Annotated in this window: 21 protein-coding genes; 3 read left to right on the forward strand and 18 right to left on the reverse strand. The window is 63.2% G+C overall.

From position 1 onward, the window contains the following. Positions 1-39 precede the first annotated feature (39 nt). Complete coding sequence (gene metR / locus AC1RGE_RS18045; protein ID WP_011063144.1) at positions 40-957, reverse strand: transcriptional regulator MetR; 918 nt, start codon at positions 955-957, stop codon at positions 40-42. Positions 958-1,246: 289 nt separating this feature from the next. Here metR and AC1RGE_RS18050 point away from each other — a divergent pair, with 289 nt between their 5' ends. Next, positions 1,247-2,281, forward strand: coding sequence for an alpha/beta fold hydrolase (locus AC1RGE_RS18050; RefSeq protein WP_015636833.1), 1,035 nt, complete (start codon positions 1,247-1,249; stop codon positions 2,279-2,281). 71 nt (positions 2,282-2,352) lie between these two features. Here AC1RGE_RS18050 and AC1RGE_RS18055 read toward each other — a convergent pair whose 3' ends face one another. Genes AC1RGE_RS18055 through AC1RGE_RS18080 form a run of 6 tightly spaced genes read right to left on the reverse strand, consistent with a single transcriptional unit; the run spans position 2,353 to position 9,596 of the window. Then, entirely contained in the window at positions 2,353-3,750 is a 1,398-nt protein-coding gene (locus AC1RGE_RS18055) for a sigma-54-dependent transcriptional regulator (protein ID WP_015636832.1), read from the reverse strand. Then, positions 3,740-5,512 (reverse strand): sensor histidine kinase, encoded by a 1,773-nt coding sequence (locus AC1RGE_RS18060; protein ID WP_011063141.1) that lies wholly within the window; start codon positions 5,510-5,512, stop codon positions 3,740-3,742. The genes AC1RGE_RS18055 and AC1RGE_RS18060 overlap by 11 nt, the downstream gene beginning before the upstream one ends. Further along, positions 5,509-6,636, reverse strand: coding sequence for a GNAT family N-acetyltransferase (locus AC1RGE_RS18065; protein WP_015636831.1), 1,128 nt, complete (start codon positions 6,634-6,636; stop codon positions 5,509-5,511). The genes AC1RGE_RS18060 and AC1RGE_RS18065 overlap by 4 nt, the downstream gene beginning before the upstream one ends. 14 nt (positions 6,637-6,650) lie before the next feature. Further along, positions 6,651-7,517, reverse strand: a complete 867-nt coding sequence (locus tag AC1RGE_RS18070) for an alpha/beta hydrolase (protein WP_492584778.1) — start codon at positions 7,515-7,517, stop codon at positions 6,651-6,653. Beyond that, on the reverse strand, positions 7,514-8,908 hold the full coding sequence (locus tag AC1RGE_RS18075; protein ID WP_011063138.1) for an aspartate aminotransferase family protein: 1,395 nt from the start codon (positions 8,906-8,908) through the stop codon (positions 7,514-7,516). Before AC1RGE_RS18075 ends, AC1RGE_RS18070 begins: the two co-directional genes overlap by 4 nt. After that, the gene (locus AC1RGE_RS18080; protein WP_072450845.1) at positions 8,901-9,596 is read right to left on the reverse strand and encodes an HAD-IB family phosphatase; all 696 of its coding nucleotides are present in this window, start codon (positions 9,594-9,596) and stop codon (positions 8,901-8,903) included. Before AC1RGE_RS18080 ends, AC1RGE_RS18075 begins: the two co-directional genes overlap by 8 nt. Before the next feature lie 229 nt (positions 9,597-9,825). On the opposite strand from AC1RGE_RS18080, the gene AC1RGE_RS18085 reads away from it, so the two are divergent. Together AC1RGE_RS18085 and AC1RGE_RS18090 are read left to right on the forward strand one after the other, a co-directional pair. Then, positions 9,826-10,596 (forward strand): MipA/OmpV family protein, encoded by a 771-nt coding sequence (locus AC1RGE_RS18085; RefSeq protein ID WP_072450844.1) that lies wholly within the window; start codon positions 9,826-9,828, stop codon positions 10,594-10,596. A 102-nt stretch (positions 10,597-10,698) separates the two neighbouring features. Further along, entirely contained in the window at positions 10,699-11,565 is an 867-nt protein-coding gene (locus AC1RGE_RS18090) for a fatty acid desaturase family protein (protein ID WP_492584780.1), read from the forward strand. Between the two features lie 88 nt (positions 11,566-11,653). On the opposite strand, the gene AC1RGE_RS18095 is transcribed toward AC1RGE_RS18090, so the two are convergent. From AC1RGE_RS18095 to glpD, 11 genes are all read right to left on the reverse strand, one after another. Beyond that, the gene (locus tag AC1RGE_RS18095; RefSeq protein WP_011063134.1) at positions 11,654-12,055 is read right to left on the reverse strand and encodes a DMT family transporter; all 402 of its coding nucleotides are present in this window, start codon (positions 12,053-12,055) and stop codon (positions 11,654-11,656) included. A 31-nt stretch (positions 12,056-12,086) separates the two neighbouring features. Next, a complete protein-coding gene (locus AC1RGE_RS18100) occupies positions 12,087-12,461 on the reverse strand; it encodes a DMT family transporter (RefSeq protein ID WP_011063133.1) in 375 nt (124 codons plus the stop codon). After that, complete coding sequence (locus tag AC1RGE_RS18105; protein WP_011063132.1) at positions 12,458-13,378, reverse strand: arginase family protein; 921 nt, start codon at positions 13,376-13,378, stop codon at positions 12,458-12,460. The genes AC1RGE_RS18100 and AC1RGE_RS18105 overlap by 4 nt, the downstream gene beginning before the upstream one ends. A gap of 177 nt (positions 13,379-13,555) precedes the next feature. After that, positions 13,556-13,885: a GlpM family protein gene (locus AC1RGE_RS18110; RefSeq protein WP_169892259.1), complete on the reverse strand. Its 330-nt coding sequence runs from the start codon at positions 13,883-13,885 to the stop codon at positions 13,556-13,558. Between the two features lie 27 nt (positions 13,886-13,912). Next, a complete protein-coding gene (gene aauR / locus AC1RGE_RS18115) occupies positions 13,913-15,238 on the reverse strand; it encodes a two-component response regulator AauR (RefSeq protein ID WP_011063130.1) in 1,326 nt (441 codons plus the stop codon). Beyond that, entirely contained in the window at positions 15,235-17,136 is a 1,902-nt protein-coding gene (gene aauS / locus AC1RGE_RS18120) for a two-component sensor histidine kinase AauS (RefSeq protein WP_011063129.1), read from the reverse strand. The genes aauR and aauS overlap by 4 nt, the downstream gene beginning before the upstream one ends. A gap of 133 nt (positions 17,137-17,269) precedes the next feature. Further along, complete coding sequence (locus AC1RGE_RS18125; RefSeq protein WP_011063128.1) at positions 17,270-18,004, reverse strand: amino acid ABC transporter ATP-binding protein; 735 nt, start codon at positions 18,002-18,004, stop codon at positions 17,270-17,272. Beyond that, positions 18,001-18,672, reverse strand: coding sequence for an amino acid ABC transporter permease (locus AC1RGE_RS18130; RefSeq protein WP_011063127.1), 672 nt, complete (start codon positions 18,670-18,672; stop codon positions 18,001-18,003). Before AC1RGE_RS18130 ends, AC1RGE_RS18125 begins: the two co-directional genes overlap by 4 nt. Continuing rightward, positions 18,672-19,418, reverse strand: coding sequence for an amino acid ABC transporter permease (locus AC1RGE_RS18135; protein ID WP_011063126.1), 747 nt, complete (start codon positions 19,416-19,418; stop codon positions 18,672-18,674). The genes AC1RGE_RS18130 and AC1RGE_RS18135 overlap by 1 nt, the downstream gene beginning before the upstream one ends. 191 nt (positions 19,419-19,609) lie before the next feature. Beyond that, entirely contained in the window at positions 19,610-20,524 is a 915-nt protein-coding gene (locus AC1RGE_RS18140) for a glutamate/aspartate ABC transporter substrate-binding protein (protein WP_011063125.1), read from the reverse strand. 364 nt (positions 20,525-20,888) lie between these two features. Next, complete coding sequence (glpD, locus tag AC1RGE_RS18145) at positions 20,889-22,427, reverse strand: glycerol-3-phosphate dehydrogenase (protein WP_015636824.1); 1,539 nt, start codon at positions 22,425-22,427, stop codon at positions 20,889-20,891. Between the last annotated feature and the right edge of the window lie 85 nt (positions 22,428-22,512).

The raw sequence follows: 22,512 nt of genomic DNA on the forward strand, positions 1-22,512 counted from the left end.
TTCGCCGGCAAGCCGGCTCCTGGGCAAGCCAGCTTGGGGTCAGCGTACGGCGCTGACGCCGTCCAGGGTCGAGAACGAGGTGTCCTTGGCCGTGAGCAAAAAGTCGCGCATGTAGGGCGCATCCAGCATGTCGGCGCGAATCGCCGCGTACAGGGTGGCGAACAGGCCCTTTTCCCCAAGCCTCTTGGCCTTCACATAACCCCGTGAGCTGTACTCGTGCAGGGCCCAGTGGGGCATCCCGCACACGCCCCGGCCGCTGGCCACCAGTTGCATCATCATCACCGTCAGTTCCGAAGTCCGTACCTGGGCCGGTTCGATGTCCGCCGGTTCCAGGAAGCGGGTGAAGATGTCCAGGCGGTCGCGTTCCACCGGGTAGGTGATCAGGGTTTCGCTCAGCAGGTCTTCCGGGACTACGTATGGCTTGCTTGCCAGCGGGTGCTGGTTGGCGACCGCGAGCATGGCTTCGTAGGTGAACAGCGGCACGTAGGTGATACCCGCCAGCTCCAGGGGGTCGGAGGTCACCACCAGGTCCAGGTCGCCCCGGGCCAGGGCTGGCAACGGAGCGAACGAGAAGCCGGAGGCCAGGTCCAGCTCCACTTCCGGCCAGGCGTCGCGGAACTGATCGATGGTCGGCATCAGCCACTGGAAGCAGCTGTGGCATTCGATGGCCATGTGCAGGCGCCCGGCAGTGCCGCCGGCCAGTCGCGAAATGTCGCGTTCGGCGCCGCGCAGCAGGGGCAGGGTCGCATCCGCCAGTTGCAGCAGGCGCAGACCGGCGCTGGTGAAACGCACCGGCTTGGTCTTGCGCACGAACAGCGGCATGCCCAGGCGCTCTTCCAGCTCCTTGAACTGATGGGACAAGGCGGACTGGGTCAGGTGCAGGCGTTCAGCGGCTTCCACCAGGCTGTCGGCTTCGCGCAAGGCGTGCAGGGTCTTCAGGTGACGGATTTCGAGCACCAGGATCTCCATGAGTAAATTTTGTGGTTAAAGCGAAAAGGTTGAGTTTGTCTCATGTTGACGGGCCTGTCGACCATCCCGCGTTCATCGATTCGCGGGCATCTTTGCCGATACGGGCGACAGCGCCTGTGTGTTGTGCACCGGGTGCCGGGGGCAAGCGCCGACCCTTGCCGCGGAAAAAGTACCGCTGGGGCAATCTTCATCAAATTGTCACGCAACTGTGGCAGCGCGAATCATCCAGGTTCATCAGACTCGCGCTCCACTGGGGTTCTGCGTTTCGGTGTTTTTCATGCGGGTACGATTTCTTTCGACTGTTCTACTCTTGGCCGGGCTGTTGCTCGGCCCGCTGTGTTTTGCGGCCGCGCGCTGCGATGTCAATGTCCCGACCCAACGGGTCGACCTGCCGCAGGTGAGCCTGGCCTACCAGAGCATTGGGCGCACCTCCGACCCGGCGTTGCTGCTGGTCATGGGCCTGGGCGGGCAACTGATCCACTGGCCGGATGAGGTGGTGGTGGCCCTGTGTCAGCAAGGGTTTCGGGTGATCCGCTACGACAATCGCGATGTCGGCCTGTCCACCTGGCGCCAGGCCCCGGCCAGCGCCAACCTGACCTTCGAAGTGCTGCGCTACAAGCTGGGCCTGCCGGTGGCGGCGCCCTACACCCTGACCGACATGGCCGATGACGCCCTGGGCCTGATGGACGCCCTGCATATCGAGCAATTCCACGTGCTGGGGGCGAGCATGGGCGGGATGATCGCCCAGCACCTGGCAGCCATGGAGCCGCGGCGGGTCGAGAGCCTGACGCTGATCATGACCAGTTCCGGGGCCGAAGGTTTGCCGGCGCCGAACGCGGCGCTGGTGCAACTGCTCTCGCGGCGCAACGCACCGAGCCGGGAAGCGGCGCTGGAGCAGCAGGCCGACCTGCTGGCGGCCCTGGGCAGCCCGAAGGTCAGCGATGACCGCCAGGTCCTGTTGCAACAGGCGGCGGTGGCCTATGACCGGGCGTTCAACCCGGAAGGGGTCAAGCGCCAGATCATGGCGATTCTTGCCGAGCCGAGCCGGGTGGCATTGCTCAAGCAACTGCGGGTGCCGACCCTGGTGGTGCATGGCACCGCCGACCCGTTGCTGCCGGTGATGCACGGCGTGCACCTGGCGGCGCAGATCCAGGGCAGCCAGTTGAAGTTGATTCCGGGGCTGGCCCACCGGTTCCAGGAAGCCTTCAAGGCGCCGCTGCTGGCGGCGGTGCTGCCATACCTGCAAACCCACCGGGAAGACACTTCCCACTGGGCGCAGATCGAGCCGCTCGATAGCAGCAACATCCTCTAGGGCAGCGCGGCAAGCCGGCTCTTGCGGTTGGGTGCAGGAGCCGGCTTGCCGGCGAATGAAGCGCTGCGGTTTCAGCGAACGATCTTGTCCACCTGGATGCCGAGTTTCTTCAGCCGGTACCAGAAGCTGCGCTCGGAAATACCGATCAACTGCGCCGCTGCCGCCTGGACACCGTTGCTCTGCTGCAGGGCGGCGAGAATGTAGGCCTTTTCCACTTCCGCCAGGGCCGCTTCCAGGTCGCTGGGCACTTGCGGGCCGACACTGATGGCTGCGCTGCTCTCTGTGCCCTGCGCCTGGGGGCCGAACAGATACCCTGGCAGGTCCTTTTCTTCGATGACCTGGCCGCTGGCGACGATGGTGGCCCGCTCCACGCAGTTCTGCAGTTCGCGGATATTCCCCGGCCAGGCGTAGCTGGCCATGGCCTGCAGGGCTTCGGGGCTGAAGCCGCTGATGCGCTTGCCGGCGGTGGCACCCAGGCTGTGGGCAAAGTGCCGGGCCAGCAGGGCGATATCCTCGACCCGTTCGCGCAGTGCCGGCAAGGGGATCGGGAATACATTCAGGCGGTAGTACAGGTCTTCGCGAAATTCCTTGTTGGCCACCGCTTCCAGCAGGTTCTTGTTGGTGGCGGCGATCACCCGCACATCCACCTTGCGCTCCCGTGGATCGCCCACCGGCTCGATCACCCGCTCCTGCAGGGCACGCAGGATCTTGGCCTGCAGGGCCAGGGGCATGTCGCCGACTTCGTCGAGGAACAGGGTGCCCTTGTCGGCTTGCTGGAAACGTCCGACCCGGTCCGCCACGGCGCCGGTGAAGGCGCCCTTGCGGTGGCCGAACATCTCGCTTTCCAGCAGGCCCTCGGGAATGGCCGCGCAATTGACCGCGACAAAGGGCTTGTCGGCCCGGTTGCCGTGCTTGTGGATGGCCCGGGCGACCATTTCCTTGCCGGTGCCGCTTTCCCCGGTCAGGAGGATGGTGGCGTTGCTTTCGCGCACCGAATCCACGGCTTGCAGCACCCGACGGAAGGCCGGGCTGTCGCCCACCAGGCTGTCGATCTGCTGATGCTCTGCGAGCTCGGCGCGCATGCGCTGGTTGTCTTTGAGGATGTCGCGAAACTGCAGGGCCTTGCTGACGGTGATGTCCAGTTCGTCGATGTCGAAGGGTTTGGCGATGTAGTCGTAGGCGCCGTTGCGCATGGACTGCACGGCATTCTTCACCGTGCTGTAGGCGGTCATCACGATCACCGGCAACTGCGGGTAGCGCTGCTTGATTTCCCCCAGCAACTGCGGCCCGTCCATGCCGGGCATGCGCCAGTCGCTGATCACCAGGTCGATGTCTTCCTGCTCCAGCACCTTGAGCGCGTGCAGGCCGTTGCCTGCGGTGAATACCTGGATGCCGTTCTGGCTCAGGGCCGAGGACAGCAGGTCGCAGAGTTTCGGCTCGTCATCGACCACCAGCAGGTTATGCGTCATCACTGTCCTCGTCGTCTTCTTCACCGTTGGCCGGAATGTACAGGCTGAAGGTGGCGCCAGCATCTTTTTCGCTGGTGCACTCGATATGGCCGTCATGGCTTTCCATGATCGAGAAGACTTTAGCCAATCCCAGGCCGGTGCCCGAGGCCTTGGTGGTGACGAATGGGGTGAAGATGCGTTCCAGCATGTCCGGCTCGATGCCCTGGCCGGTGTCGCTGACGCTGATGATGGTTTCGTCGTCGCGCTGGGAAATGCCCAGGGTCAGGCGGCCGCCGTCGGGCATGGCGTCGATGGCGTTGAGAATCAGGTTGAGGCAGGCCTGCTTGAGTTGCCGGGCATCGGCGTGGAGGGTCGCGCCGGGGGCCTGGTCGTCGATCCGCGCGTCGATGTTGTGGGTGGCCAGTTCCGGGGTGCAGAAGCCCAGCAATTCCTCCACCAGCGGGCGGGCCAGCTGGGTGGCGCGTATCGGCGCGCTGGGCTTGGCGAAATCGAGGAATTCGGTGATCAGGTCGTTGATCCGGCTGACCTCGCTGATCACGTATTCCAGGTGGCGCTTGTCGTTTTCCGGCAGGTTGGCCCGGCGGTGCAGCAACTGCGTGGCGGTCTTGATGATGCCCAGCGGGTTGCGGATCTCGTGGGCCAGGCCCATGGCCACTTCGCCCAGGGCGTGCAGGCGGTCGCGGCGGCGCAACTGGGCTTCCAGATGCTGCAGTTCCCCCAGGCGCTCGGTCATGTGGTTGAAGGTGCTGCTCAGCTCCGCCAGTTCGTCGCCGCCGATCACCGGCACCCGTTGGCGGTAGTCGCCGGCGATCACCGCCTGCACGCCCTTGGACAGGCCCCGCAGCGGTCGGGTCAGGCGTTGGGAAACCAGCCAGCCGACGCACAGCGAGGCTGCCGAGCTGAGCAGGAAGATCAGGATGAACAGGTTGCTCTGGTTGACCAGGCCCACCAGGCTGCTATGGCGAAGCAGGCCGCTGAAGATCACCCCCACCAGGTCGCCGCTGTCGTTGAAGATCGGCCGGTACAGGCCGCTGTAGCGGCTGGTGAACTGCTCGGTGGGCTGGCGGGTGGCGCGCAGGATGTCTTCGATCTTGTGCGGCACCTGGGGCGGGTGGTCCTCGAAGCGCTGGGTGGCGAAGATTTCCGAGAAGTCATCGGCCTTGGCCAGGTACAGGCGCAGGTCCAGGGAATGCACGTCGGCCACGCTGGTGAGGAAGCTGGCGTCCAGGTAGGTGGCGATCAGCAACTGGTAGTCGACCCCGTCGAGCTGGGTCTGGAACGTCGAGACCACCGCCCCGGTGGCCACGCCGCCGACCTGGATGGTCTGCAGCACGGCATTGGAGGCGGTACTGATCTGCCCCACCACGTCATCGGCGGCAGTGGTGAACACCACCTTGTGATCGTTCTTGCGGATCAGCGCCACCACGTCGATGCCCATGGAATCGGCGATGTCGGCGGTGAGCTTGTCATGCTTGGCCGCATTGCGGTCCGTGGGCGGGCGCGTATAGCGCAGGAACAGCTGGGCGATCCGCGCGTTGTCATGGAGGATTTCGGTGATCTCGTCCTCGACGATCTTGGTGGACTCCTGCAGCCAGATCCGCACGTTGCTGTCGAAGATTTCCGACAGGGTAGTGGCCGCCAGTTCCGCGGCGATCATGGTGGGAATCACACTGACCAGCCAGAACGCCAGCACCAGCTTGCGTTGCAGGCTCCAGCGGGAAATGGCGAAGGGGCGAGGAGGGCGACGATCTTTTCTGGTCATGTACTTTCGCTTATTGCAGCAGCCATGGCGGGGTCGGAGCGATCCGGGCGGACAAAGCGTTTTATCAGTTTGAGCAGGGCATTGAGCAAGGGATTGCGATGCCGGAAAAACAACATGTTACCGGTGAACTGGCAACCCAGGCGCAACTTGCTGGCATAACCGGCCTGGCCGCACTCGTACAGGGGAATGCGTTGCTGAATACAGTAGTCGACGTTGGCCAGCCAACTGCGGAAATACAGATTGTGCTCACGGGTGACACTGAGGTCGTGGGCAAAGAACTTGTCGATCAGCCGATGCTGGTCGATGAGCACCAGGTTGAAGGCCACCAGTTGCTCGTCGACCCAGTACAGGACGCAGGCCGCGCGTTCCCCCAACTGCTCGAGGATGCCGGTGAAGTAGCCTGCCGGCAGGCGTTCGAACTGCAGGTCGCTACGATTCAGGGTGGCCTCGTAGAGGCGCATGATGTCCGGCAGCACGTCGTCGATCTGGCGTCGCCATTCTATGCGTGGCGCCGGTGTCCGGAGTTTGCGGCGCAGGTCCTTGCGGGTGGATTTGCCCAGGGTGCCCAGGTAGGCGTCGATCGAGGCAAAGGGTACCGGCAGCAGCGCCGTGGGCAGGCTCGGCATGGCTTGCAGGCCCGCGGCCAGGCAACTGGCAGCCCATTGCCGGTCATTGCTCGGCGCATCCTTGACCGCCATCAGGCCGATGCCGAAGCTGTCGGCATCGCGTCGCGCCAGTTGCAGCAACTGCTCCAGCAGCTCCTGGCGGCGTTGCGCAGGCACATGGCTGGCGGTGCCGGCATTGCACTGTTCGGCCACAGGCGAGCCTATGGCGTACAGGCGCAGCTCCAGGGCCCCGGGCCACTGGCGTGCCAGGCGTTCGGTGAAGCGCTTGGCCAGCCCGGAGACCGTGGTATCAAGCCGGTACTGGGTGGTGAAGGCCGGCGCCACTGCCACCAGGGTCGAACCCTCGTAGAGCGCCAGGTAGCGCCAGCGAAAATCGGCGATCGCGGCTTTTTCCACGGCCAGGTAATAGTCCCAATCCTCCAGGGCCCCTGGGAAACAGTCATTCCAGGCGCTGCGATCGATGGCCTGGATGGTTGAAAAGGCTTGGGCGGTTATCACGTCTCTTCCTTAAGTCACGCCAGCTGTCGGTAGTCTTCGCGCACCGCAGGTGCCACCACTCGCTGCTGGATGAAATCTGCGCTCAGTTCGATCACCCGCTGGTACTGCAGGTCCACGGTGATCATGTGATAGCAGTTGTCGAGGAGGATCTTGGTCACCGGGCCGCCGAGCTTGCGCTCCACGTAGTCGGCGTTCCAGATACTGGTGATGTCGTCTTCGCTGGAGTGCAGCACCAGGGCCGGGGTCAGGATCGACGGCATGCGTTTCTTGACCACGGCGTTCATCCGGTGCAATTCGCGCACCGTCACGCCCTCCATGGTCAGGAGCCCGGCATTGCTGCTTTCACCGGCTTTCATCTGCTTCTCGACGATGGCCCGCAGGCGTTCGTTCTTGATGCCGTAGGGTGGCTTTTCCTCGAAGCGGCAGATGTGCACGCCAAAGGGGATCTTCATCAGCAACGGGGTGAGGAAGGCCAGTTTGTTGATGCTCCAGCCGTCGTACTTCAGGGTGGTGGAGTACATCAGCAGGCCGCTGATCCGTCCCGGATGCTCGGAGGCCAGGTACATGGACATCACCGCACCCATGGACAGGCCGCCGACGAACACCTGCTCGTGGCGCTGCTGTACATCGGCGAAGGTCTTGCGCACGCCCTCGTACCAGTCCTGCCAGCCGGTGGCCTGCAGGTCGCTGTTGTCCCCGCAGTGCCCGGGCAGGGTCGGTACGTACACCGTGCACGTACCGTCCTTGGCCAGGCCCTGGGCCACCCGACGGAGTTCCGTCGGGGTGCCGGTCAGGCCGTGGATCAACAAGACCCCGACCGGACCCGTGCCGAGAACGAAGCCGGCGCTGCCTTCGCCCAGATCGATCTCAGCCTTGCTCATCGCTTCATGGCCCGATCCAGCAGGCGATCCAGCAGTGCGATGCCCAGGTCGATTTCCGCGTAGCTGATTTCCAGCGACGGGGCCAGGGTGATGACGTTCTTGTAGTAGCCGCCCACATCGAGGATCAGGCCCAGGCGCTGGCCGTTGATTTCGATGTCGCCCTTCATGCCTTCCTCGACCATGTAGTCCAGGGTCGCCTTGTCCGGGGTGAAGCCGTCGGTGGTGCAGATCTCGCAGCGCAGGGCCAGGCCCAGGCCGTCGACGTCGCCGATGATCGGGTAGCGCTTCTGCAGGTCCTGCAGGCCGGCCAGGAAGTACTTGCCCTTCTCCATGACCATCGCGCCGTAGTCGATCTCGCTGGTCATCTTGAACATTTCCAGGCCCACGGCGGTGCCCAGCGGGTTGGAGGCGAAGGTGGAGTGGGTCGAACCTGGCGGGAACACGCCCGGGTTGATCAGCTCTTCACGGGCCCAGATGCCGCCCAGCGGGTTGAGGCCGTTGGTCAGCGCCTTGCCGAACACGATCACGTCCGGCTTGACGTCGAAGTGCTCGATCGACCACAGCTTGCCGGTGCGGTAGAAGCCCATCTGGATCTCGTCGACCACCATCAGGATGCCGTGCTGGTCGAGCACGTGCTTGAGCTCGCTGTAGAAGTTCATCGGCGGGATCACGTAGCCGCCGGTGCCCTGGATCGGCTCGACATAGAAGGCGGCATATTCGCTCTGGCCGACCTTCGGGTCCCAGACGCCGTTGTATTCGGTTTCGAACAGGCGGGCGAACTGCTGCACGCAGTGGCTGCCGTACTCTTCCTTGGTCATGCCTTTGGGGCCGCGGAAGTGGTACGGGAATGGAATGAACTGCGCACGCTCGCCGAAGTGGCCGTAGCGGCGGCGGTAGCGGTAGCTGGAGGTGATCGACGAAGCGCCCAGGGTACGGCCGTGGTAGCCGCCTTCGAAAGCGAACATCAGGCTCTTGCCGTTGGTGGCGTTACGCACCACTTTCAGCGAGTCCTCCACCGACTGCGAACCGCCGACGTTGAAGTGCACGCGGCCGTCGAGGCCGAACTTCTTCTTGGCGTCGACCGCGATCATTTCCGACAGCTCGATCTTGCCTTTGTGCAGGTATTGGCTGGCGATCTGCGGCAGGGTGTCGATCTGTTGCTTGAGGGCGTTGTTCAGGCGTGGGTTGGCGTAGCCGAAGTTCACCGCCGAGTACCACATCTGCAGGTCGAGGTAGGCCTGGTCGCTGGTGTCCCAGACGTAGGAGCCTTCGCAGCGGCTGAAGATGCGCGGTGGTTCGATGTAGTGAACGGTATCGCCGTAGGAGCAGTACTTGGCTTCTTTTTCCAGAAGGATCTGGTCTTCTGCGGTAGCGATGCGGATATCAGACATGGTGGAAGAGTTCCTGGGTTTCAAGAGAGAAATTGGTTGCGTTGGCGGCGTTGTTCGGCAGCTTGGCCAGCAGCGCTGGCAGTTCGGCGAAGGAGTCGAACCGCGCATGGGGAATCTTGTTGCGTTCGCAGTAGTCGGCCAGGCGATCCTTGGCGAACACGAAGTCGGCGGTGGAAGCCACGCACATGTCCGACTGGCCGTCGCCGATCACCAGCACGCGCTTGCCCCGCGGGGTGGATTTGCACTTGCAGTTGCCGGAAGCGGCGCGGCAGGCGTCGCTGGCGTAGGGGAAGTCGATGCGCCAGCTGTTGTGGTCGACCTGGCGCAGGCGGTTGGCGAGGATCGGCAGCAGGGTCACGTAGTTGCGTGCCAGGATGCGGGCGATGCCCTGCTCGATGCCGTCGCTGACCACTTCGATGGAAGCGCCCAGGCCGATCACGTGATCGACGAAGTCGGGGAAGTCGGGGTCGATTTCGACACTGTCGAAGTAGCCCAGCAGTTCGGTGGGCGAAGCCTTGACCAGGGCCAGTTGGCGGCTGAGGCATTCTCGGGAGCCGATGTGACCGTCCAGCCATTCCTGCTCTATGCCTTCCCAGCTGGGGTCGGCGAAGCGTTGGAGAACGTTATCGATCACGTCGGCGCGGGAGATGGTCCCGTCGAAGTCACATACGATATGCCAGTGCATCATCTGCTGTTACCTGTTGAATAAGAGCGCTCTTTGCGCTTGTGGCAGGGGTAGAGCAGGGACTGTGCCAAGTGGCGAAAACCCAGCGGGGCTGGGGCCTTGGCGAGGAAGGAGAGGGATTTGTAGAGTTCTGGCTACAATTTTTGTAGGTCCCTACAAAGAACATCAGTGCTTGCGCCCAAGGGCCGCTCTGATGATTGATGCGCGCATGTTCAGACAAGGAAACTCATTCATGCCCAGGCTTTCTTCCCCCGCCTTACTGGCCGGCCTGCTCTCCCTGACCCTCGCCAGTGGCGCCATGGCCGACTCCGGCATCACCGGTGAACTGGGCCTGGGCCTGGGCTATCAACCCCATGACCCCACAGGCAGCAGCTACGACACCGTACCGCTGCCGTACATGGACCTGGATTGGGGAGATGTCAGCCTGAACGGTGATGATGGCCTGACCTGGGATGCCTTCAAGAGCAACGGCTTGAGCATCGGCCCCTACATCAATTACCTGCAGGGGCGTAATTCCGACGGCGCGCTGCGCGGCCTGCGGGACGTTCGCGACATGGCCGATATCGGCGCCTTCATCGAGTACGCCCCCGAAGACTTCTGGCGGCTGTTCGCCGCCGTGGGCCAGGCGGTGGGCGGGGCCGGGGGCCAGGGCGGGGTGCTGGGCAAGGTCGGGGGTGAAATCGGCTACCCGCTGGGCCTGGGCATCATTGGCAGCAACAACCTGACCCTGCACTTCGCCGATGGCCGCCAGAGCCAGACCTTCTTCGGCGTCGACGCCAAGGAGTCCCTCGCCTCCGGCATTGGCCAGTACAACGCCAGCGGTGGCGTGCAGAACTTCACCCTGAGCCAGAATTTCCACTTCCCCCTGGGGGACAACTGGGCGCTGGTGGCCAGTGCCAGCTGGACGCGTCTGGTCAATTCCGCCGCCGACAGCACCATCGTCCGCGACAAGGGCGAGGTCAACCAGGGGCAGGTGCAGACCGCCATCAGCTACAAGTTCTGAGGAGCGCCGCCCAGGCCTGAGCACGGCCTGGGGCGGCTACAGCAAAAACTGGTCTGGCCTTTGCAATGGTCGCCATGAATTCAATTTCTCAGGAAGTTCTTCATGGCTCGACCTGCCTATCGTCTACTCGCCTATTCCCTCTGGGACCTGATCCCGATTGCCATGGCCCTGGCGCATTTCGCTTTTGTGCTGTGGTTGGTGCTGGATTTCCACGCCCTGTCCTGGTGGGTCATCCTGCCGGCGGCGCTGCTCTACGCAGTCAGCCTGTCGTGGAGCATCAACAGCATTTCCCATAACCAGATCCACAACGCCTATTTCACCCCCGGGTGGATGAACCGCGGCTTCGACCTGCTGCTGTCGGTGACCATAGGTTTTTCCCAGACCCTGTACCGCGACATCCACAACCGCCACCACCGGGGCAACTCCGACCTGCCGGACGCCAATGGCAAGACCGTCGACCCGCTCTCCATCTACCTGCATGGCAAGGATGGCCAGCCGGACAACCCCTGGGCCTACACCTTCCTGAGCTTTTTCCGCGACGACCCCAAGGAGATCTACCAGGAAATGCAGCGCAAGCGGCCTGACGATGCCCGTTGGGTAAAGGTGGAAATCGGCGTCACAGTGGCCTTCTACCTGGCTCTGGCGCTGTATGACTGGCACGCGGTGCTGGTGCTGCTGCCGTTCTGGTACCTGGGGCAGTCACTGTCGTCGCTCAATGGCTACTACGAGCACCTGGGAGGCAACCCGGACCTGCCGATCGCCTGGGGCGTGAGCTCCTACAGCCCGCTGTACAACCTGATCTGGATGAACAACGGCTACCACGCCGAGCATCACTACCGGCCGAAGATGCACTGGACCAAGGTCAAGGCTTTCCACCGCGAGATCCGCGAGCAGCAACGGGCTGCCGGGGTGAAAGTGATTCCGGTGTCCCACGGCCTGGGATTCCTGGTTGCCCACCGCAAGGTCTAAACCCCGTTGCTGTAGGAGCTGGCTTGCCAGCGAAGGGGCCGGCAAGCCGGCTCCTGCACAACATCCCTTCGCTGTAGCAAAGAGGCCCTCAGGCCTCTTCACCCTCCGCCAAGAGGGCAATCCCGCCGATGATCACAAAGACGCCGACCCAATGCAGCAGGCTGATCTGCTCGCCCAGGCCCAGCCACGAGCCCAGCAGCACCACCACGAATACCAGGGAGCTCAAGGGGAAGGCCAGGGACAGGCTGCTGCGCCGCAGGATCAGCATCCACACGAAAAACGCGCCGATATAGCAGGCAATCGCCATCAGCACCCCGGGGTTGACCGCGACCGCCGCCAGCCATTGCAGGTTGAAATCCATCTGGCCCAGCTGGTCGCCGCCAACCTTGGTGGCGATCTGCCCGGCGCTTTCGAAACCGATCAGCAGGGCCCAGAGCACGATGGTGCCCAGGCGTTCGTGCAGCCAGCCGTGGGAGGTATTGGAACTCATCAAACGCTTCCTTCTATTCGTTGAACAAGGCTCAGGTGCTGGCCACGCACACCAGCATCACCCCGGCGGTGATCACCAGGGTGCCGAGCCAGCGACGGCGGCTGACGGTCTCGCCCAGCACCACCTTGCCCGCCAGTACCACGCCGCAATAGGCCAGGGCCGCCGCGGGGAACAGCAGGCTCAGGGGCGCCCGGGACAGGGCTTCGAGCCAGACGAAGAACTCGATGGCGTAGGCGCCGATGCCGCACCACAGCAAGGGCGCGTTGAACACCTGGCCCCAGAAAGCGTTCAGGCGAAAACCGCCTTCCAGCTCTGGCAGGCGGTCCAGGCCGAGCTTGAAACAGAGTTGGCCGACCACGTCCAGGACAATGGAAAAGGCCACCAGCAGAACAACGGTCAGGGTCACGGGAACAGCTCCTCGAACAGCGAGATCAGGGCTTCATTGGTCACCGAGTTGCGCAGCAGGTCGTCCTGGCTCCAGCGCTCGGCCGGAGGCTGGTCGGACTTGGCTTCCCAGCGTTTGAAGGCGTTGCTGAAGGCCGGCTGGGCGAACTCGCCGCAGACGTCGATGCCCAGGATCCGCTTGCGCGCGGCCAGGGTGCGCAGGGCCTGCAGCAGGTGGGTCAGGCGCATGCCGCCCTGGTCCCAGTTGGTGGCTGCGTCTTCGCTGGCCAGCACATCCTTGTCGATGGTGATCCAGATCGCCTCGGTGGGCAGGCTGTCGATCATCTGTTCGAGAAAGGCCTGCCAGTCCAGTTCCGCCAGGTTGCGCCAATGCAGGTGGTTTTCCTGCTGCTGGTGCCCGGCGCCGTCGCCGACCCGCCCCCAGACCTTGGACGGCGCGTGCTGCCAGGGGAACAGCTGCAGCTTGCCGTGCTTGAGGGCGGCGACATTGCCGCCGCGCAGTTGTGGGTTGTGCAGGTCTTCGCTGCAGGGGCCGAGGGTGACGATGCGCTGGATGTGCGGCAGTTTCAGCGCCCGGTTGACCCAGGAGCCGCAATGCCGGCGCGGAGCCAGGCGTACCCAGTCCGGGTGGTTGTCGAAGTGGATCAGGCTCACCGGCTCTTGCAGGTCGCCGAGAAAGGCCGGGGTCAGGTGGTGATAGTCACCGGAGCCGACAAAGAAGATTTCCGGCTGCGGGCCGCTGTGGCGAGGCCGCTGGCGCAGGCGTTCGGTGAAGTGACGGTAGGTGCGCTCGGTGGACCACAGGCGCAGCTTGGGGCCCAGGTCCAGCAGGTCGAGACGCCGAGCCTGGCCGCTGTTCAGGCGTCGGATGATCGGCTCCTGGGCGGTCAGGCTGTGGTCGAGATCTAAGATATTCAAGGTGTTCTTTACCCATGGCAGCGCCCTCCAGAAAACGGCGTGATCAGGCTGAAACGCAGGCTGGACGGGCTTTGCCGGGTAAATGCAAGGGTCGGGCCAGGGTCGTTGCCGGGTTGCCGGCGAAAGACCGCGGCGCAGGCTTCGCGAGCAAGCTCGCTCCTACGGGAATGGCAGGGCTCAGGCGTGCAGGCGCACCCAGACGCTGACCAGGATCGTCGCGGCGATCAGCCAGGCCACGGCAGCCACTGCCAGGGAAGCTTCCAGGCGCAGGCGATCGACCATCACATACAGGGTCGCCAGGTAGACGAAGTAGGGAATGATCGACCACATGCCGAACAGGATGGTGGTCTTCAAGTCATCGAGGGAGCGGCCCTTGCCGACGATGTAGTGGGCGATCAGGGCAAAGGTCGGGAACAGCGGCACCAGGCCGGCGATGTAGTAGTTCCGGGTCTTGGCCAGGGCCGCCAGAATCACCACCACCGCCGCGCCCAGGGCGGCCTTCAACAATAGATCCATGGTTACTCGCGCCTTGGGTTAGTGGCTCAGGCCGTACTTCTTGACCTTGTCGAACAGGGTGGTCTTGGCCATGCCCAGCTCCTGGCTGGCCTGGGTCAGGTTGCCGCCGCTGCGCTGCAAGGCATCGTTGAGCAGGTTGCGCTCGAAGGCTTCCACCGCCTCGGCAAAGCCCAGCCCCTGGGCGACACTGCTGCCGGGCTTCTTGAAGGCCGGCAGGCCGAGGGCAAAGCGTTCGGCGACGTTGCGCAACTCGCGCACGTTGCCCGGCCAGTCGTGGCTCATGAGGGTCGACAGGGTCTGGTTGTCCAGCTCCGGCACCGCGCGGTCAAAGCGCAGGGACGACTGCTGCAGGAAATGCTCGAACAACTGCAGGATGTCTTCGCGGCGTTCGCGCAGGGGCGGCAGTTCCAGGGTCACCACGTTGAGGCGGTAGTACAGGTCGCTGCGAAACTCCTTGGCCCGGCTCATTTCGTCCAGGTCCGACTTGGTGGCGGCGATCACCCGGCAATCCACGGCCACGCTCTGGTTGGAACCGAGGCGCTCCAGGGTGCGTTCCTGCAACACGCGCAAGAGCTTGATCTGCAGGTTGATCGGCATGCTTTCCACTTCGTCGAGGAACAGCGTGCCCTGGTGGGCGTGCTCGATCTTGCCGATGCGCCGTTTGCCGGCGCCGGTGAAGGCGTTGGCCTCGTGGCCGAAGATCTCGCTTTCGAAGAGGTTCTCGGGCAGGCCGCCGCAGTTCAGGGCGACGAACTGCTGCTGGTGGCGCCGGCTGAAGTCGTGCAGGCAACGGGCGACCAGTTCCTTGCCGGTGCCGGTCTCGCCTTCGATCAGCACGTTGGCCGAGGTATCGGCAACGTTGGCGATCAGCTCCCGCAGGTTCTGCATGGCCGGCGAGCGGCCGATGATCCGCCCTTCCAGGGAACTGCGTTCGGCCAGTTGGCGGCGCAGGGAGGTCACTTCCCGGGCCAGGCCCCGTTGCTCCAGGGCGCGGCGGGCCACATCCACCAGGCGCTCGGGGGAGAAGGGTTTTTCCATGAAGTCGTAGGCGCCTTTCTGCATGGCGCCCACGGCCATGGAAATATCGCCGTGGCCAGTGATCAGCACCACCGGCAGGCTGCGGTCCCGGGCCTTGAGGCGGTTCAGCAGTTCCAGGCCATCGATGCCCGGCAGGCGAATATCGCTGACCACGATGCCGGGAAAGTTTTCACCGACCTGGGCCAGGGCTTCTTCGGCGCTGCCCACACCGATGCAGGGAATGTCTTCCAGGGCCAGGGCCTGTTGGCAACCCAGCAGGACATGGGGGTCGTCTTCGACGATCAGCACGGTCAGCTCGTTGTTCATATCGGCTCGGCTCGAGTGGGGCTTGCCAGGGGCAAGCTGAGGACAAAGGCGGTGCCGCCGCTTGCCGGGTGTTCCACCCCCAGGCTGCCGCCGGTAGCGGCGGCGAGGCTGGCGGACAGGGTCAGGCCGAGGCCCAGGCCCTGTTCGCCGGGTTTGGTGGTGAAGAAGGGTTCGAACAGGTGCTTGCGCGCTTCAAGATCGATGCCGTGGCCGTTGTCGCGCACCCGCAGGCGGTACTTGCCCTCGCTGAGTTCGCCCTCCAGCCACAGTTGCGGCGCCGGTTGGGCCTGCATGGCATCCAGGGCATTGCCGATCAGGTTGACCAGGATCTGCTCCAGGCGGGTCTGGTCGATCTGCAGGGTCTGCTCGGTGAAGTCGCGGTGCAGTTGCAGGGGCAGGGGTTCGAGGCGCGCATTGAGCACTTGCAGGGCTGCGTCAACGGCCTTGTCCAGGCTGGCCTGGCCCTGGTCGTCGCCACGGCGGGCGAAGGAGCGCAGGCTGGCGGTGATGCGGCCCATGCGGTCGATCAGTTCATTGATGGTCTTGAGGTTGGCGCTGGCGGTGTCCAGGGCGCCGCGTTCGAGGAAGCGCACGGTGTTGCCGGACAAGGTACGCAAGGCCGCCAAGGGCTGGTTCAGTTCGTGGGCGATGCTGGTGGACATCTGGCCGATGGCCGCCAGCTTGCCGGCCTGGACCAGTTCGTCCTGGGCGCGGCGCAGGGTTTCCTCGGCCTGGCGGCGTTCGCGGATCTGGCCCTTGAGCCGTTCGTTGCTGGCCCGCAGGTCGGCGGTGCGTTCGGTGATCCGCCGTTCCAGCTGGCTGTTGGCTTCCTGCAGGGCTTCACGGGCGGCCAGGCGAGTGGCGATGACCTTGCGCCGTTCGTTCCAGGCGATCAGCAGAAAGGCCACCAGGGCAAAGGCCACCGCCACCAGGATGCCCTGGTTGATGGCTTCGCGGCGCAGGTCCTGCAACGGGGTGAGCAGGGTGAAGTTCCAGGGGGTATCGCTCAGGGGCCGGGTCTGGGACAGGTAGCTGATGGCTTTCTCGTCGGACACCAGCTCGGTGTTGGCCGGAAAGGTCAGCTTTTCCACGCCTTCGGCCAGGCGTTCCCGGGCCAGGGGTTCCAGTTCGTTGAGGGGGAACCAGTAATATTGCAGGCTGCGGGCCAGGCGTTCCTTGGTGTCGTCGCTGAGCGGGCGGACCGACTTGAGGCGGCGCGCCGGGTCGCTGGACAGGATGATGATGCCGTTTTCGTCGCTGACGAAGGCTTCCAGGCGGGCACGCTGCCAGCGTTCCTCCAGGGCCTCCAGGCGTACCTTGACCACCGCCACGCCGATGATCTTGCCTTGTTCTTCCAGGCCATGGGCCAGGTAGTAGCCAGGTTCGCCGTTGGTGCTGCCGATGCCGTAGAAGCGCCCGGGCTGGCCGCGCACGGCGTTCTGGTAATAGGCCCGGAACGACAGGTCTTCGCCCAGGTAGCTGTCGACGTCACGCCAGTTGCTGGTGGCCACCACCCGGCCCGTGGTGTCCATGACATAGATGGCCCGGCTGCGGCTGCGGCGGTTCAGGCCTTCGAGGTATTGATTGACGGTTTGCCGGTGTTCCGGCGAAGGATCGCCCAGCAGCTGGGAAACACTGGATTCCAGTTCCAGCAGGCTCGGCAGATAGGTGTACTTGCTGATCTCACTTTCTACGGCGCGGGCATGCAGCTCCAGCTGGCGCTGGCCATTTTCGCCGAGGGTGCGGATGCCGTTGTGCTCGCTGATCCAGAACCCGACGTAGCCCAGGCCGATCATCAGCAGGATGACCAGGGGCGGCAGGAACAGATGTCGGATCAGGCGGGGTTTCACGGCGAGTGATGGCGGCGCGGCGCGATAGAGAGTGGGGTCGCATTTCATCACAGATGCCTTGGGTCAACCACTGCGCAGTGTCTGTAGGCGCCGGCTTGCCGGCGACCAGGGCGGCACTGACGATAGGGGAGTCAGATACCGTCCCGTCGCAGGCAAGCCGGCGCCTACAGGAACGCGGGTTTTAGTGCTGCAGGATCTTCTCGAGGAAGTGCTGCGCACGTTCGGAACGGGCGCTGATATCGCCGAAGAACTCTTCTTTCTGGCAGTCCTCGATGATCTGGCCCTTGTCCATGAAGATCACCCGGTTCGCCACTTTGCGGGCAAAGCCCATTTCGTGGGTCACGCACATCATGGTCATGCCTTCATGGGCCAGTTGCACCATGACGTCCAGCACTTCGTTGACCATTTCCGGGTCCAGGGCCGAGGTCGGTTCGTCGAACAGCATGACGATCGGGTCCATGGCCAGGGCGCGGGCGATGGCCACACGTTGTTGCTGGCCACCGGAGAGTTGCCCCGGGTGCTTGTGGGCGTGGGCGGCGAGGCCGACGCGGTCCAGCAGTTGCAGGCCTTTCTTGGTGGCCTCTTCCTTGCTGCGGCCCAGCACCTTGATCTGCGCGATGGTCAGGTTCTCGGTGATGGTCAGGTGCGGGAACAGCTCGAAATGCTGGAACACCATGCCCACGCGGGAACGCAGTTTCGGCAGGTTGGTCTTGGGGTCGGCGATGGAAGTGCCGTCCACCACGATGTCGCCTTTCTGGAAGGGTTCCAGGGCGTTGACGCACTTGATCAGGGTCGACTTGCCGGAGCCGGACGGCCCGCAGACCACCACCACTTCACCTTTCTTGACCTCGGTGCTGCAATCGGTCAGCACCTGGAAGTCCCCATACCACTTGTTGATGTTCTTGATAGAGATCATACGGCGAACCTTTTTTGCAGACGCTTGACCAGCAGCGAGGCGGCAAAGCTGATTGTGAAATAGACCAGACCAGCGATGATCAGGAATTCATTGGAGCGGCCGATGATGTCGCCGCTGGACCGCGAGGCGTTGAGGAAATCCACCAGGCCCACGGTGTACACCAGGGAGGTGTCCTGGAACAGGATGATGCTCTGCTGCAGCAGCAGCGGGGTCATCTTGCGAAACGCCTGGGGCAGGATGATCAGGCGCATGGTCTGGCCATAGCTCATGCCCAGTGCCTGGGCGGCGCCCATCTGGCCCTTGGGGATCGACTGCACGCCGGCACGGACGATTTCGCAGAAGTACGCCGCTTCGAACATCATGAAGGCCACGATGCACGAGGTGAATGCGCCGATCGGGGTGTCTTCGCCGGTGATCCAGCGCAGCACGAAAGGCACCGCCAGGTAGAACCAGGTGATCACCAGCAGCAGCGGGATCGAGCGGAAGTAGTTGACGTAGGCGCCCGCCAGGTTCGACAGCAGCTTGTTGTGAGACAAGCGCATCAAGGCCAGCAAGGTACCGAGGATGATCCCGCCGACCACACCCATGACCATCAGCTTGAGGGTCATCAGCATGCCGTTCCACAGGCCGGGAATGGCCGGGATGATGCCCGAGAAGTCGAATTCCATTATTTACCTCCCACGGAGATCAGGCCGGGGACCGAAACTTTCTTCTCCACCAGGCGCATCAGCAGCATCAGGCTCATGTTCAGGGTGAAGTAGATCAGGGTAGCCAGGGTGAAGGCTTCGAACAGGTTGGCCGAGAACTCGGCGGTCTGCTTGGTCTGGGCCAGCAATTCCATCAAGCCGATCAGCGACGCCACGGAGGAGTTCTTGAATACGTTGAGGAATTCCGAGGTGAGCGGCGGAATGATGATCCGGTAGGCCTGGGGCAGCAGCACGTTCCAGTAGATCTGCGGCAGCGAGAAGCCCATGGCGCGTGCGGCGGATTCCTGGCCACGGGGCAGGGCCTGGATACCGGTACGTACCTGTTCGCAAACCCGTGCGGCGGTGAACAGGCCCAGGCACACGACAACGCTCAGGTAGGCCGAGGTGGTCGGGTTGAGGTCCTGCTTGTACCACTCCTGGAGGTTCTCCGGCAGCAGGTCCGGCACCAGGAAGTACCAGATGAACAGCTGCACCAGCAGCGGCACGTTGCGGAAGATCTCCACGTACACGGTGGCGATGCCCGACACCAGGCGGTTCGGCACGGTGCGCATGACGCCCAGGATCGAGCCCAGCAGCAGCGCGATGATCCAGGCCACCACGGCGATGGCGATGGTCCAGCCCAGGCCGGAGATGAACCAGTCGAGATAGGTCTCGCTGCCCACGCCGGTGGACTTGAAGAACACGCCCCAGTCCCAGTTGTAATTCATTAGGGTTACCCCTCAGATCGTTCGATGTACAAGCACCCGCCTGGGGACGTCCGTTCCCGCCTGATCATGACGATCAGGCACACACGATCGGCTCGACAACCACCGGTTCGAGTGTTTCCAAAAAATGCCAGCAGGTAGTGACAGACTCCTGAAAGGGCAGGGCCCCTTCAGGAGATAAGGTTAGTCAGGAATCAGGACTTTTTGTCGTCAGCCGCTTTGTCGGTCGGGTTGGCGATCAGGGCCTTGAGCTCGTCGCTCATCGGGAACATCAGGTTCAGGCCTTTTGGCGGGATCGGCGACTGGAACCACTTGTCGTAGATCTTGTTGATTTCGCCCGATTTGTAGGTGGCGACGATGGCGTCATCCACGGCTTTCTTGAACGGGGCATCGCCCTTGCGCACCATGCAGCCGTAGATTTCGTAGGACTGAGGGGTACCGGTCACGGCCCAGTCGGTCGGTTTCTTGGCCTTGGCCATTTCACCGGCCAGCAGCGCGTCGTCCATCATGAAGGCTACGGCGCGGCCCGATTCCAGCATCTGGAACGACTCACCGTGGTCCTTGGCGGAGATCACGTTCATGCCCATCTGCTTGTCGGCGTTCATGGCCTTGAGGATGCGCTCGGAAGTGGTACCGGCTGTGGTTACCACGTTCTTGCCTTTCAGGTCCGCGAAGTCCTTGTAGGAAGAGTCCTTCTTGGACAGCAGACGGGTGCCGATCTCGAAGATGCCAACGGAGAAGTCGACTTGTTGCTGACGCTCGACGTTGTTGGTGGTGGAGCCGCACTCGACGTCCACGGTGCCGTTCTGCACCAGCGGGATACGGGTCTGGGAGGTGACCAGGTTGTACTTGACCTTCAGGTCAGGCATGTCGAGGTCTTTCTTGATCGCTTCGACGATTTTCAGCTGGATGTCGTGGGAGTAACCCACTGGCACGCCGGAAGCGTCAGCGATGTAGGAAAACGGAATGGAAGCGTCGCGATGTCCGAGGGTGATGGTGCCGGACTCTTTGATTTTCTTCAGTGTGCCGGTGAGCTCGGCAGCGAAAACTGGAGTGCTAATCAGAGCGGCAGCGATAGCTGCGCCCAACAGATGGGGAACGATGCGCATCAATATTTCCTCGACATTTGTTTTTTTTATGAAGCCAGTTCGACGGCTCTTTTATACAGCGAATGCCTTGACGGCTCCTGTTGTGTTGGCACGACAGGCATTCGTCGCACAGTGTAGAGCATGAGTCGTGCCAGACCCATTGATCATCGTCAAACCCTTGATTTTCAAGCCTATAGAATATTTATGACCTGGGGATTTCAGCGGCTGTATCCGGTTATCCGAACCCCTGTGGCTTTGTCATTCGGAAAACCGAACGCGCCCCTGCCATTGTAGGAGCCGGCTTGCCGGCGAAACGTTCAATCCTGCTGGCCCACAAAAAAGCCCCTGGACCTTCCGGTGCAGGGGCTTTGCTTGCCTATGTGGCTCAGGCAGCCTTGATCTTGCCGCGATTGTGCTCGACTTTTTGCAGATAATCCTGCAGTTGCTGCTGCTGCGCCTCGGTGGTGAACAGCCCGAGCTTGCTCCGGCGCCAGAGAATGTCCTGGGCTTTCACTGCCCATTCCTCGCTGCACAGGTAATCCACTTCGCGGGTATAGAGGCCGCCGCCCAGGTGTTCGCCCAGGTCGCTGAGGCTGTGCACGCCTTCCAGCAGGCGCCAGGTACGGCTGCCGTAGCTGGTGGCCCAGCGCTGGGCGATCTGGCTGGGTACCCAGTCGAACTTCTTGCGGATGGCTTCTGCCAGTGCCTGTGGCGTGCTCATGTTCTCGCCACCGGGCAGGGTGGCCTGGGCTGTCCAGCTCGGCTTGGCCTGCTTGAAGTACGGCGCCAGCTGCGCCATCGCCGATTCCGCCAGTTTGCGGTAGGTGGTCAGCTTGCCGCCGAACACCGACAGCAGGGGGGCCTCCTCGCCATGGCCGGAAAGGGCCAGGGTGTAGTCGCGGGTCACGGCCGAAGGGTTGTCGGATTCGTCATTGCACAGCGGGCGAACGCCGGAATAGCTGTGCAGGATATCGCTGCGGCTCAGCTGTTTCTTGAAGTGCGCATTGACCACTTGCAGCAGGTAATCGGTTTCACCTTCAGTGATCGCTACCTTGGCCGGGTCACCGGTGTATTCGCGGTCGGTGGTACCGATCAGGGTGAACTGGTTGAGGTAGGGAATGGTGAAGACGATGCGCTGGTCCTCGTTCTGCAGGATGTGCGCGTGCTCGCCCTCGTACAGCTTGGGCACGATCAGGTGGCTGCCCTGGATCAGGCGGATACCGTATGGCGACTCCAGCTTGAGGTCGTCCTTGATGAACTTGGCGACCCAGGGGCCCGCGGCGTTCACCAGGGCCTTGGCGCTGATGGAGAACAGGCTGCCATCGGCGCGCTCCAGCTCCAGTTGCCACAGGCCCTTGCTGCGGCGGGCGCTGATGCAGCGGGTCTGGGTATGAACATGGGCGCCGTGTTCGCGGGCGGCCATGGCATTGAGCACCACCAGGCGCGCATCGTCGACCCAGCAATCGGAGTATTCGAAGCCCTTGGTGATTTCGGCTTTCAGGGCGCTGTCGGCACCGAACTTCAGGCTGCGCGAGCCGGCGAGTTTTTCCCGCTTGCCCAGGTGGTCATACAGGAACAGGCCGGCGCGAATCATCCAGGCCGGGCGCAGGTGTGGCCGGTGCGGAAGGACGAAACGCATGGGCTTGACGATATGCGGGGCCTTGGCCAGCAGCACTTCGCGTTCGGCCAGGGCTTCGCGCACCAGGCGGAACTCGTAATGTTCGAGGTAGCGCAGGCCGCCGTGGATCAGCTTGCTGCTGGCCGAGGAGGTATGGCTGGCCAGGTCGTCCTTTTCGCAAAGGAACACGGACAGGCCGCGACCTGCCGCATCGGCGGCAATTCCAACACCATTGATCCCACCGCCAATGACGGCGATATCGTAAACCTCGGAAAGAGGGCGCGCGGGCAAGGTAGAAGTGGGCATCGACAGGCCTCGTGTTACTTTGATATTTGAATTCGAACATTAATGTTCATTTTCGAAAATACTAGCGCATAAAGATGCACGCATC

It is taken from the genome of Pseudomonas sp. GW823-FHT02C05 (assembly GCF_058797595.1).